At 63.9% G+C, this 12389-nt stretch carries 12 protein-coding genes; 2 read left to right on the top strand and 10 right to left on the bottom strand.

What is annotated here, in order from left to right; all coding sequences use genetic code 11:
• Nucleotides 1-39 precede the first annotated feature (39 nt).
• Nucleotides 40-822 (top strand): CDP-diacylglycerol--serine O-phosphatidyltransferase, encoded by a 783-nt coding sequence (gene pssA / locus AC07P1_RS31675; protein ID WP_494699576.1) that lies wholly within the window; start codon nt 40-42, stop codon nt 820-822.
• A 189-nt stretch (nt 823-1011) separates the two neighbouring features.
• Here the strand turns inward: pssA and AC07P1_RS31670 are convergent, their stop codons facing one another.
• Nucleotides 1012-1938: an aldo/keto reductase gene (locus AC07P1_RS31670; protein WP_494699575.1), complete on the bottom strand. Its 927-nt coding sequence runs from the start codon at nt 1936-1938 to the stop codon at nt 1012-1014.
• 234 nt (nt 1939-2172) lie between these two features.
• Here AC07P1_RS31670 and AC07P1_RS31665 point away from each other — a divergent pair, with 234 nt between their 5' ends.
• The gene (locus AC07P1_RS31665; protein WP_494699574.1) at nt 2173-3438 is read left to right on the top strand and encodes an EAL and HDOD domain-containing protein; all 1266 of its coding nucleotides are present in this window, start codon (nt 2173-2175) and stop codon (nt 3436-3438) included.
• A 99-nt stretch (nt 3439-3537) separates the two neighbouring features.
• On the opposite strand, the gene AC07P1_RS31660 is transcribed toward AC07P1_RS31665, so the two are convergent.
• From AC07P1_RS31660 to AC07P1_RS31620, 9 genes are all read right to left on the bottom strand, one after another.
• A complete protein-coding gene (locus AC07P1_RS31660) occupies nt 3538-4683 on the bottom strand; it encodes a serine hydrolase (RefSeq protein WP_315223101.1) in 1146 nt (381 codons plus the stop codon).
• A gap of 63 nt (nt 4684-4746) precedes the next feature.
• A complete protein-coding gene (locus AC07P1_RS31655; protein WP_494699573.1) occupies nt 4747-5415 on the bottom strand; it encodes an alpha/beta hydrolase in 669 nt (222 codons plus the stop codon).
• A 6-nt stretch (nt 5416-5421) separates the two neighbouring features.
• A complete protein-coding gene (locus AC07P1_RS31650; RefSeq protein WP_363506590.1) occupies nt 5422-5739 on the bottom strand; it encodes a (2Fe-2S) ferredoxin domain-containing protein in 318 nt (105 codons plus the stop codon).
• Nucleotides 5740-5791: 52 nt separating this feature from the next.
• Nucleotides 5792-6982, bottom strand: coding sequence for a VanZ family protein (locus AC07P1_RS31645; RefSeq protein WP_494699572.1), 1191 nt, complete (start codon nt 6980-6982; stop codon nt 5792-5794).
• The gene (locus AC07P1_RS31640) at nt 6979-7599 is read right to left on the bottom strand and encodes an ABC-type transport auxiliary lipoprotein family protein (RefSeq protein WP_494699571.1); all 621 of its coding nucleotides are present in this window, start codon (nt 7597-7599) and stop codon (nt 6979-6981) included. The genes AC07P1_RS31645 and AC07P1_RS31640 overlap by 4 nt, the downstream gene beginning before the upstream one ends.
• A gap of 9 nt (nt 7600-7608) precedes the next feature.
• Nucleotides 7609-8547 (bottom strand): MlaD family protein, encoded by a 939-nt coding sequence (locus AC07P1_RS31635; RefSeq protein WP_494699570.1) that lies wholly within the window; start codon nt 8545-8547, stop codon nt 7609-7611.
• Nucleotides 8547-9416 (bottom strand): ABC transporter ATP-binding protein, encoded by an 870-nt coding sequence (locus AC07P1_RS31630; protein WP_494699569.1) that lies wholly within the window; start codon nt 9414-9416, stop codon nt 8547-8549. The genes AC07P1_RS31635 and AC07P1_RS31630 overlap by 1 nt, the downstream gene beginning before the upstream one ends.
• A complete protein-coding gene (locus AC07P1_RS31625) occupies nt 9416-10543 on the bottom strand; it encodes an MlaE family ABC transporter permease (protein WP_494699568.1) in 1128 nt (375 codons plus the stop codon). Before AC07P1_RS31625 ends, AC07P1_RS31630 begins: the two co-directional genes overlap by 1 nt.
• A gap of 93 nt (nt 10544-10636) precedes the next feature.
• Nucleotides 10637-12109 carry a B12-binding domain-containing radical SAM protein gene (locus tag AC07P1_RS31620; protein ID WP_494699567.1) on the bottom strand — a complete coding sequence of 491 codons (1473 nt, stop codon included), beginning with the start codon at nt 12107-12109 and terminating at the stop codon, nt 10637-10639.
• Nucleotides 12110-12389 lie beyond the last annotated feature (280 nt).

Below are 12389 nucleotides of genomic sequence, written 5' to 3'. Positions count from 1 at the left end.
CGCCCGTTGGCGAGGCATGCTTAACCTGGAAGTCGTCATTTGAAACCTATCAATCAAGCGCGCGTTCGGCGCGCCAAGTTCGCGTTGCCCAGCATGGTGACGTTGATGTCGATCGCCTGCGGCTTCGGCAGCATCGTCATCTCGGTCGACAACGCCCTTGTCGGGTCCGCCGAGGACTACCGGCTGGCGGCCATCCTGCTGGTGCTGGCCGGCGTGTTCGACGCGCTCGACGGCTTTGTCGCGCGCGCCACCAACACCGCGTCCGAGTTCGGCATGCAGCTCGACTCCATCGCCGACGTGATGAACTTCGGCTGCGCGCCGGGGCTGCTGCTGTATTGCTATGGGTTTGTGCAACTGGGCGTCGACCATCCGACCTTGCTGCGGGCCGGCGGCATCGCCAGCTTCTTCTTTGTCGCTTGCGGGGCGCTGCGGCTGGCGCGTTTCAATGTCAGCGTCGGCCGGACCGACCCGCGCTATTTCGTCGGCATGCCGATCACGGCGGGGGCCGCTTGCGTGGCGTCGGTGGTGGTGGCCTGGCCGGACCCCGCGGCCACCACCTGGCACGCGATCCTGGTCGTGCTGCTGCTGTTCGTGGTGGGCACGCTGATGGTGTCGACGGTGCGCTTCCCGAGTTCCAAGCAGAAGAAGAGCTGGGGCGCGCTGGCGCTGTTGGTGGTGAATCTGGGATTGCTGGCCTGGTTGCAGGCCGCTTACTTCGTGCTGTTCTTCGTGGTGTATATCGCCTTCACGCTAGCGCTGAACCTGGCTTGGAAGAGCGGCTGGAAAGGGATCGCGCCGCCGGTCGTGTATGACGAGATTTGAGCGCGGTACGTGATGCGCTACCACGGCCTGTGATCGCCGAAAAATCTGATTCACGTAGGGCGGATTAGGCGGAACGCCGTAATCCGCCAATGCGTGAGCTGTCGAGATGCATGCATTGGCGGATTACGCTGCGCTAATCCGCCCTACGTGTTTTAGATTTGAGCAAAGTTTAGTGGAAACAGGCGCAGCTCACGCCACTTCATGCCCGCGCGCGGCGCGCAGGATCTCAAACCACTGGCTGCGGCTCAACGTGAACTGCGTCGCCTCCACCGCCTCCGCCACCGCCTGAATCCGCCCCGATCCGGTCAGCGGAATCGGCCGGCTCGGCAACTGCATAATCCAGGCGAACACCACGCTGCCGAACGGACGGCGCACCTCGTCGGCGATCTTCTGGATCACGGCGCTCACCCGCACGCCGGCCGCATCGTCTTTGCTGAACAGGCGCCCCCCGGCCAGCGGCGACCAGATCATCGGCGCCACGCCCAAATCCTGCAACCCGTCGAAGGTCTCGTCGAACATCGGCGCCACGCACAGCGGCGAGAACTCCACCTGGTTGGTCGCCAGCGCGATGCGGCGGTTCAGGCTCTCGAATTGGTGGCGGCTGAAATTGGATACGCCGAAATGCCGCACCTTGCCCTCCTGGCGCAGACGCCCGAAAGCGTCGGCGACCTCGTCGAAATCCATCAGCGGATCGGGACGGTGGATCAGCAGCAGATCCAGGTGATCGGTGCCCAGCTGGCGCAGCGAGTGTTCCGCCGACGCGATGATGTGGCTGGCGCTGGTGTCATAGTGCTGGATCGTATGGTCCGGACGGGCTGCGTTGATCAGCTTGATGCCGCACTTGCTCACCAGCTGCATGCGCGCGCGCAGCGACGGTTGCAGCGCCAGTGCCTCGCCGAACACCGCTTCCACGCCGTAGCCGCCGTAGATGTCTGCGTGGTCGAAGCTGGTCACGCCCATGTCCAGGCATTGCTCGATGAACGCCACACGTTGCTGGGGCGCCAGCTTCCATTCGTTCATGCGCCACATGCCGGCGACGATGCGCGACAAGGTCGGACCGCCCTTGCTGGTGACGATGGAAGGGCAGGACAGGTCGGTCGGCGGGACGTAGCTCATGAGCATGCTTTCACAGGTGGCGGGAGTGCGCAGATTATACGAGAAGCCTGTATTTCAGTTACAAAGATTGCGTGGCGGAGACCCGGGTTTTTTCGCCATGCCAAGTTGTGCGCCATAAATTCCACGGTATGATCGTTGTAGAAAAACGCTTCCGCAGAGGGGTATGACGTGGGATTTTTGTCTTTCCTGAGGCCGAGGGCGCAGCCTGCCACACCTGCCGTCGGCATGCCCGTCATGGCGCCACCGCCGGTGCCGGCACCGGTCAAGCCTCCCGCCGGCGATCCGGATGCCATCGTCGTGCGCAGTGAGATCGTCGATACGCGCAACCGCCTTTGCGGCTACCGGTTCTCCGTTCCCTTGGGCGGCAGCGGCCTGCCATTGGCCGAGCCGTTGGCGATCGACACGTTGGCCGCCGCGCGCCTGCCGGAATTCGCGCAGAGCCGCCTGGCGCTGGTGCAGCTCAGCATGGATGCCGTGGTAGCCCGATACCACCTGCCGCTGATCGCGCCGCACACCATATTTATGCTGGACCGCAAGTCGAGCGAGCTGACCGTGACGCAGATCGCCGAGCGCATGGCGGCGTTGCGCCAGTCCGGCTGCAAGGTCGCCTTGCGCGGCGTGTCCCTGGACGCCGACGACGTGCTGTTGCTGGCGCTGTGCGACTTGGCGATGCTGTACTTGAATGAACATGCGTTGGCCGACTTCCAGACGCTGGCCAAGCAATTGCGCATGCGCTATCCGGACATGATGCTGGCGGTGGACGGCGTCGAGTCGTGGGACGAGCAGCGCATGTGCCTGTCGTGGGGCTGTGACTATTTCCTCGGCCACTACCTCACCACTAGCGACCAGGTCGATCCGGACGCCAAGGTCGATCAAAGCCGTATGACGTCGATCGAGCTGCTGAACCTGCTGCGCACGGACGCCGAACTGCCCGCCATGATCGAGGTGGCGAAGCGCGATCCCGGCATGACGTTCCAGGTGCTGCAATGGGCCAATGCACCGAGCAACGGCCAAACCACCAAGGTCACCAGCCTGCAGCAGGCGTTCATGGTGCTGGGACGCAATCAGCTGTATCGCGGACTGACGGTATCGATGTTCCGTCTTGGCGGCGGCGCCAACCGGGAGCGCGACGCCTCCTTGCTGGAAGTGGCGTTGACACGCGCGCGCTTCCTGGAGACGTGCAGTCCGCTGCCGTTGGCCAAACGGGACGAATTGTTCCTGGTGGGGTTGTTGTCGCTGTTTGATGTGTTGCTGGGCGTGCCGATGGCCAATCTGGTCGGCAAGATGCATCTGTCGGACGACATCCGCGATGTGCTGCTGGGCAGCGAGGGCGTCTACGGGCCGTACTTGATGATGGTGCTGCTGCTGGAGCGGGACAAGGTCGAGCGGGCGCTGGAGATCGCGCGGACGCTGGGGATGGAGGCGGATGGGGTGGCGGCGTGCGGCAGAGCCGCCTTCAACTGGGCCCAGGAATCGATGCGCTACACGGGAGACACGTAGGGCGGATTAGCGTAGCGTAATCCGCCAATGCGGGCGTTTCGACGGCGCATGCATTGGCGGATTACGGCGTTCCGCCTAATCCGCCCTACGTGGATTAACTTAATTCATCCAGAGACGGATCGAATCCCAGGCGCGGCCGAAGATCGACGCTTCTTCCACGTTCTCCAGCGCCACCACCGGCAGTTCCAGCAACGGCTTACCGTCCACCATCATCTTCAGCGAGCCGACACGGGTATTGAGCGGCAACGGCGCGACCAGCGGGTCCTTACGCTCCAGCACAGGCTTCATCTTGGCGGCGACACCCTTCGGCACCGTCACCATCACATCGCTGGTGAAGCCGATCTTGACCGAACCCTGCGAGCCCTTCCAGATTTCCGGCGTCGCGATGGCTTGGCCCTTGGAGTACAGTTTGACCGTGTCGAAGTTCTGGAAGCCCCAGTTCAGCAGCTTCTGGCTTTCCTGCGTGCGGGTGTTGTCGGAATTGGTGCCCAGCACCACCGAGATCAGGCGGCGCTCGCTGGCGCCGTTCGGACGGCGCGCCGAGGCGATCATGCAATAGCCGGCCGCTTCGGTGTGGCCGGTCTTCATGCCGTCGACGGTCGGGTCCAGCCACAGCAGGCGGTTGCGGTTCGGCTGCGTGATCTTGTTGTAGGTGAAGCTCTTGACCGAGTCGATCTTGTAGAACTGCGGGAAGTCCAGTATCACGCGCTTGGCCAGCACCGACAGATCTTGCGCCGTCGAGTAGTTGTCCGGGCTCGGCAGGCCGTGCGGATTGGCGAAGCGGGTCGACTTCAAGCCCATGCGCTCGGCTTCCTTGTTCATCATGACGACGAAGGCCGATTCGTCGCCGGCGACGGCTTCGGCCAGCGCGACGGCGGCGTCATTGCCGGATTGAATCATCAGACCGTGCAGCAGGTCGTCGATGCTGACCGGCGTGGCCGGGTCGATGAACATCTTCGAGCTGCTGGCGTCGACCTTCCACGCCTTGGTCGAGACGTTGACCATCTGGTTCAGGGTGACCTTCTTGTCGCGCAGCGCGCCGAAGACGACGTAGGCGGTCATGATCTTGGTCAGCGAGGCCGGCTCGACGCGGGCATTGGGATCTTGCGAGGCGATCACCTGGCCGCTGGTGGCGTCCAGCAACAGCCAGGATTTGGCGGCGATGGTAGGGGGCGGCAGGGTTTGGGCCACAGCGGCGGACATCAACATCACACTGGTGGCCAGTGCCGCGATCAATTTTTTCATGGGCTAGTTGTTCGGTGGTAAGGTTAAAAAAGTGCGTAAAAAAACAGCGGGGATTATAGTGCGTTAATCCGCTGCGGAGGTGTCCGTTTCAGTGCCGGCGACATCGCCGGGACGGCGCCACAGCTGGGTTACCCAGCTTTTGATGTGTTGCAACTTGCGATGGAAGAAGTGGTCGGCGCCCGGGATGACGATCACCGGGATCTCCTGCGGACGCAGCCAGTCGAGCACGTCGATCAGCGGGATGGTGTCGTCGTTTTCGCCGTGGATCAGGATGGTGTCGGCCGGAATGTCGGCCATGTCCCATTTCTTGGCGGCGCTGCCGACCAGCACCAGGCGCTCGGCCGGCGTGCCGGCGGCGACCAGGCGTTGCGCCAGCTTCGACTGCACGAAGGTGCCGAACGAGAAACCGCCCAGCGCCACCGGCTGGCCCGGAAATTTCTCCGTCATCCAGGCGTGCAGGATGGCCATGTCGTCGGTCTCGCCGTGGCCGTGGTCGTGCACGCCCTCGGAGGCGCCGACGCCACGGAAGTTGATGCGCGCCACCACATAGCCGAGGCTGGCGAAGGTGCGCGCCAAGGTGACGGCGACCTTGTTGTCCATCGTGCCGCCGTACAGCGGATGCGGATGGGCCACGAGGGCGACGCCGACCGGCGTGTCGTTCTTCGGATAGTCGATCTGGCCTTCCATCAGGCCGGCGTTACCGGCCAGGGTGAATTTTTCGTTCTTGTTCATAGCTCTTTAGATTTTAAGACGGTCAACAATCTTGCCCTGTACCAAGTGGCTGTCGATGATTTCATCGATGTCGCTGGTGTCGACGTAGGTGTACCAGACGCCTTCCGGATAGACCACCAGCACCGGGCCTTCCTCGCAGCGGTCCAGGCAGCCGGCCTGGTTGATGCGGACTTTGCCGTGGCCGTTGATGTCGAGTTGCTTGCAGCGTTTCTTGGCGTGCTTTTGGGCGGTTTCCGCGCCGTGGTCGCCGCAGCTGTTGCGGCCGTCGTCACGCTTGTTCATGCAGAAGAAGACGTGGTGTTTGAAATACGGAGTGTCGCTCATGGCTATCTCTCTCGGAAAAAGTTGTCAGCCGGCGAGGCCAATGCTTGAGGCGCTATGATACCCGCCCTTGGCCGGACGCGGTGTTTGGCTCTTTGGGCTCCTTGTTGAGCTTGTGCGAGGGCAGCCACAGGAACCAGACCGCGAAGAACGGCCACAGCAGCGACAGGAATTGCGCCGCGCCATTGAAGTTGAGGAACTTGCCCTGCACCCATGTTTGCAAAGTGGCCACGAAATACGGGTTGGCGGGCGTGGTGTTGATGATCACCAGGCTTAACAGCAAGGTCACCGCGCCCAGGCGCCGCTGCGCCACGTGCGGCGCGAACATCAAGCCGGCGAGCATGATGGCGCCGATCAGGAAGCCGCCCTCGGCGCCCGGCGTCACCCAGGCGAAGGCGTTCTCCGGCGAAAACAGCAGCGCCGTCGCCAGCGCCTTGACGACGATGGCCGAAGCTATCATGGCCGCCACCAGCAGCGCGCGCGGCGCCGGCTTGCGCAGCAGGCACAGCAAGGTCAGCGCCGCGCCCACCATGCCGCAGGCGGTGATGATGGTCTCCGACAGCCAGTATTGTTCGACCGTCAGCACCATGTCCGGCCGCACATAGCTGGCCAGGTCGATGTCCATGTCGAGCAGCTGCGACATCCAGTCCGACAGGATGGGCAGCAGCTGGCCCAGGCCGAACAGGAAGCTTTGCGGATAGATCTGCGCCAGCGGCCAAAGCGCCAGCAGCACCAGGCCCTGGCTGGCGTGCGGCGCGAACCAGGCGCGCCGCAGCCGCTGCAGCGGGCTTTCATCGAGCAGCCGTCGAACCGTCAGCGCACCGACCAGGGCGCCGATCGCGCAGCCGGCGGCGTTGGTGTAGAAGTCCAGGTTGGACGAAACGCGGCTGGGCAGGTAGGTTTGCACCGCCTCCATCGTGCCGGACACCAGCAGCCCGCACAAGGTGGCGAGGATGAAGGCGAAGATGCCGCGCAGGCGCGGGTACAGCGAGTAGACGATCAGCGCGCCCAAAGGCACGTAGCCGACCACGTTGATGATGGCGTCGAACTTGGTCCAGTAGCGCGGCATGCTGGAGGTTTCGAGGAAGATCAGCGGCGACAGGCCCTGGTTCTGCCAACCGGAGAACGGGAACCAGCTGGCGTAGATGATCAGCAGCAGATAGGCCAGCAGCGCCGCGCGCGAGAGCGGTGAGCCTTTGCGGACGGGCGCCGGAACGGGCGGCGCCGATGCCGCCGGTTGCGTCATTGTCCTTGTGGCGGCAGCGCCGCCAGCCACACCAGCACGTCGGCGGCCAGCGCGTCGGAGGCGTCGGCCAGGGCGCGCGCGCCGCCGGCGGCGTCCGCGCTCGGCGCCGGGGCGCTGCGGGCAAAGGTCTTCTGGTCCACCAGGCGGTGGTTGCGGAACACCGAGGCGCGCAGGCTGATATTGCCGCTGCTTTGCGTGGCCGTCTCGAAGTTCTGGGCGAAGTCGTCGACCTCAAGGCGCAGCAGGTTGATGGCGGCGGCGGAGTCGGTGGTCGACAACACCTTCACGCCGGCCTGCGCGATGCGCGCCTTCATGCGCTGCGTGATCAGCTGCAGCGGGGTGCTGGTCCACTGGTTGTAGGCGTAGGGGCGCGACTGGCGCGCGTCGGCGTACAGCAGGCGGTATTGCATGCGCTCCGAATCGAGCGACGCCGGGCCGGTGGCGTCGGCGACGATGATGGCGCCGATGCCGTTGGCGCCGGCCGCCTGGGTTGGCGGCGGCAGCGGGCCGAAGTCGTAGTGGGCGTTGGTCGGGCCTTTGCTGGCGCAGGCGCTCAGCATAACGGCGGCGATGATGGCGGCGATGATGGGCGCGCGGCGGCGCAGGGTCGTGGTCATCGTTGATCCTTATTTTGTCGGAGCGGTAAAGCCTTCTTCCCCCGGGCCGGGCGGGGTGCCGGGGGCGCCGAAGATCAGGCTTTGCGGACGATCGTTAATCTTGTTCATGGTCTTGCGCAGCGCGCGCATCGACGAGCGGGTGTCGTCGGCCAGCGAGTTCACTTGCGGCAGCGTGTCCAGTTCCAGGCCGCCGGCCACCGATTCGACCGACAGGCCGATGCGGTCGACGGTGCCGCTGACGCGCGCGATCGGGCCGTCCGGCGCTTGCAAGCCAGTGGTCAGGCGATTGACGTCGGTCGCCAGCGCATTGACGGAAACCAGCGTCTTTTGCACCTCGTTGGCCAGCGCCGGCAGCTTGACGATGGTCGGTTCCAGCTTGGCCGGCAGGTCGCGGTATTTGTTGGCGGTCTCGCTGACGTCGGCGAACGCCGCCAGCATGATCTTCTGGTTCTCGGGGCTGAGCAGGGTGTTGAGGCGCTTGGTCACTTCCTCGGTCTGCGACAGGATCTCCTTGCCGCGTTTCTCCACTTGGTCGAGGAAGCCCTGGCGCAGCGGGATGACGGCCGGCGCCTCGCTGCTGGTGGCCAGCAGCGGCGAACCGGTTTGCTCGTCGTCGAGCTGGATGAAGGCGATGCCGGTCACGCCCTGGTAGCCCAGGGTGGCGTAGGTGGTCTTGGTGATCGGCGCGTCGGTGTTGATGTTGAGCGTGACGAGGATCTGGCCGGCCATCTTGGGATTGAAGGCGATGCCGCCGACCTTGCCCACTTCCAGGCCCCGGTAGCGCACCGGCGCCTGCGGGTTCAGGCCCGGTACCGATTGCGTGGTGGCGATCACGTACGGCGCCCGTTCGACGCGGTCGCGGTTGAACCAGATGCCGAACAGGATCGCCGCGATCAGCAGGGTGATCGTGAAAAAGCCGGTGGTGAGTGCGTGTGATCTGTTTTCCATCAGTGATCCTTATTGGTTTTTTCGTCCAGCGCCTTTTCGTCCAGCGCTTCCAGCGCGCGGCGTCCCCGGTCGCCCAGGAAGAACTCCTTGATGAACGGGTGGTCGACCTTCAGCACGTCCTGCAGCGGGCCGAGGGCGATCACGTGTTTTTCCGCCAGCACGGCGATGCGCGTCGACAGCGCGAACAGCGTGTCCAGATCGTGCGTGACCATGACGACGGTCAGCCCCAGCTCCCGGTGCAGCGATTTGATCAGGGATACAAACGCTTCCGACAGATCGGGATCGAGGCCGGCGGTCGGCTCGTCGAGGAACAGCAATTTCGGTTCCAGCGCCAGCGCGCGCGCCAGCGCCACGCGCTTGACCATGCCGCCGGACAGGTCGGACGGCATCTTGATCGCGTGTTCCGGTCCCAGGCCGACCATATTCATTTTCAGCAGAACGGCGTCGCGCACCAGGTCTTCGGGCAGCACCTGCAGTTCGCGCATCGGCTGGGCGATGTTCTCGAACACCGTCAGCGCCGAATACAGCGCGCCCTGCTGAAACAGCATACCCCAATGGTTGCGCAACTGCTGGAGCTGCGCCGGACCGATTTCGCTGATGTCTTCGCCGAACACGCGCACGCAGCCGCGCGCGGGGCGTTCGAGGCCCAGCATCTGGCGCAGCAGGGTGGTCTTGCCGGTGCCGGAGCCGCCGACGATGGACATGATCTCGCCCTGTTCGATTTCCAGGTTCAAGTCCTGGTGCACGACGGTGCGGCCGTACTTGGTCCACAGGCCGGTGATGTCGACGATCGGCACGCTGCCGTCGAGCGTCAGCTCGCCGGTGCCCGGACCGCAGGCGTTGTCGGGAACGAGTGCGAGATCGGCCATCAGAACCCCACGCCGTTAAACAGGATGGCGAACACCGCGTCGGCCAGGATGACCACGGTGATGGCCGTGACCACCGAGGTGGTGGTGCCGCGTCCCAGGCTTTCCGTATTCGGCTTGATGCGCAGGCCGAAGTGGCACGACACCAGCGCGATCAGCACGCCGAACACCATGCCCTTGCCAAGGCCGATCATGTAGTTCGCCAGCGGCACCGCGTCCGGCAGCTTGGAGATGAAGTACTGCGGCGACAGGCCAAGTTCCACCTGCGCCGACAGCATGCCGCCGATCAGCGCCATCGAATCGGTCCAGATCACCAGCAGCGGCATCGAGATCGCAAGGGCCAGCACCTTCGGCATCACCAGGCGGAAGCCGTGCGAAATCCCCATCACCAGCATGGCGTCGAGTTCCTCGGTCACCCGCATCACGCCCAATTGCGCGGTGATCGAGGAGCCCGAGCGGCCGGCCACCAGGATCGCGGCCAGCAGCGGCCCCAGTTCGCGGATGATGCTCATGCCGAGCAGGTTGACCAGATAGATGTCGCCGCCGAAGGCGCGCAGCTGCTGCGCCGACAGGAACGACAGCACCACGCCGATCAGGAACCCGACCAGCGCCGTGATGCCCAGCGCCTGGAAGCCGGCGTGGAAGATGTTGGCCGAGATTTCCTTCCACGGACCGCGTTGCGGCGCGCGGACGAAGCGCCACAGGTCCAGGGTCAGTTGGCCGATCAGCGTGATGAAGCCGGCCATGTGCTCGAAGAACAGCAGCATCGCGAAGCCGAGCTTCATCACCCACGTCAGGCGCTGCTGGCGTGGGCGCGGCAGTTCGATTTTGCCGGTGGTTTCGAGACGGTTGAAGAATTCCTCCTGTCCCGGCGCCAGGTGCAGGTCCGGCGGGCGGGTTTTGCCCCAGGCGTTCCAGAACAGCTGGGCGCCGATGTGGTCCATGCTGTCGATCGCCGACAGGTCCCAGCTTACTTTGTCGGCCTTGAGGGATTTCAGCAGCCCGGTGATGGTGGCCATCGCCTTGCCCTGCGCCAGCGCGTGCACTTGCCAGGTGCCGCCCGCCGCGACCGACGGGCCGTTGGCGGCACCAGGATTGAGGGTGAGGGTGGGCTCTTGGGCTGTAGGCATTACGTCAGTTTAAGGGAGTTTGGCCCTGGCCGCCATAGGAGTTCGCGGCGGCGGTGCGCTGCCGCCCTCTGGCAAATGGCGGAGGTGGCGGTATCAAGCGGCCAGTCTCCGGGCCTGGCGCTTGGGCGCCGGCGTCTCGGCAGGTTTAGGCTTGGACCCGGCGTAATCGCTGGCCAGCAGGGCGTCGGCGTCCGCCTTGTCCATGCCGCGCTCCTGCAAATAGCGCGACACCATCGCCACCAGTCGCTCCAGCGCGATACGGTGGGTGGCGTCGGTGTTCGCGTACAGCCAGTCCGAGAAGGTCATGAAGTGTTCGAACGCCGAATCCCCCAGCAGCACCGGCAGCGTATTGCCGAAGCGTCCCGAATTGGCCACCAGGTCCCAGTAGCGGGCGAAACGCACCAGCCGCTGCATGGTCGGGAAGTCGATGTCGCGGTTGGCCAGGATGGTGTACGGCGCATACGGCTCGAATACCAGCCCGAATTCCTGCGTGTGGCGGATGATCGGCGTGCCGCGCAGGCGCTTGAGGATGCCGAACTGGATCTCGTGCGGATCGAGCGCCCACAGCTTGTTGAAGCCTTCGGCGAAGCTCTCCACCGTCTCGCCGGGCAGACCGGCGATCAGGTCCACGTGCATGTGGGCGTTGGAGTGGTCGGTCAGCCAGCGGATGTTGTCGGCGGCCTTCTGGTTGTCCTGTTTGCGACTGACCAAGGCCTGCACCGCCGGGTTGAAGCTCTGGATGCCGATTTCGAACTGCAGCGCGCCGGGCGGGAACTTGCTGATGCCCTCTTTCAGGGCGTCCGGCAGGTGGTCCGGCACCAGTTCGAAGTGGGCGTAGACCGGATCGTCCGGGTTGGCCTCCAGCTTATCGAGAAAGAACTGCATGATCTTCAAACTGGTCTTGATATTCAGGTTGAAGGTGCGGTCGACGAACTTGAACAGCCTCGCGCCGCGCGCATGCAGCGATTCCATCTCCGCGAGGAAGCTCTCCAGCGCGAACGGCCACGCCGTCTTGTCCAGCGCCGACAGGCAGAATTCGCACTTGAACGGGCAGCCGCGCGAGGCTTCAACATAGATCGTGCGGTTTTTGATGTCGTCGTCTGTATATAGGGAGTAGGGCAGCTTGATTTCGGCCATCGGCGGCTGCACGCCGGCGTGCACCTTCATCAGCGGCTTCGGGCCGTTGAGGATCTCGCCGCATAGCTTGGGGAAGGTGACGTCGCCCCAGCCGGTGATCAGGTAGTCGGCCAGCTTGACGATTTCCTGTTCGTTCGACTCGTAGGATACTTCCGGCCCGCCCAGCACCACCATCACATGCGGCGCCACGCGCTTGAGCATGGCGATGACTTTGGTCGATTCCTCGACGTTCCATATATAGATACCGAAACCGACGATCTTTGGCGCGTGCGCCAGGATGCGCTCGACGATCTCGGTGGTCTTGGCGCCGATGACGAATTCCTGCAAGCGCGTCTGCTCCTGCAGCTCTCCCATGTTCGCTAATAGATAGCGCAATCCCAGCGAGGCGTGGGTGTAGCGGGCGTTGAGGGTGGTGAGCAGGATGGACATGACGTACTTTTGGATCGGTAAAAGCGACATTTTACGCTGTCGCCCTTGTCAGCAGTCGAACCCTTTGCTATAGTTCGCCTCCCCGCAAAACGGTGTGCACAAAACAGCGTGTTGCAGAATGAAGCGGGGCAAAAAGAAGTGGTTGACGAGATGTTCGAAACGCCTCATAATCTTGCCTCTTCGCTGATGAACATAACGCTCCATCAGCAAGCAGTACCGAACAAAGTTCTTTAAAAATTAACAGTCGATAAGTGTGGACGTTTGATGAAAGTGCACGCGG

Source organism: Duganella sp. GW821-FHT07F09 (genome assembly GCF_059418705.1).
The sequence above is the reverse complement of the archived record's forward strand: the minus strand, read 5'-3'. Positions and strand labels throughout refer to the sequence as shown.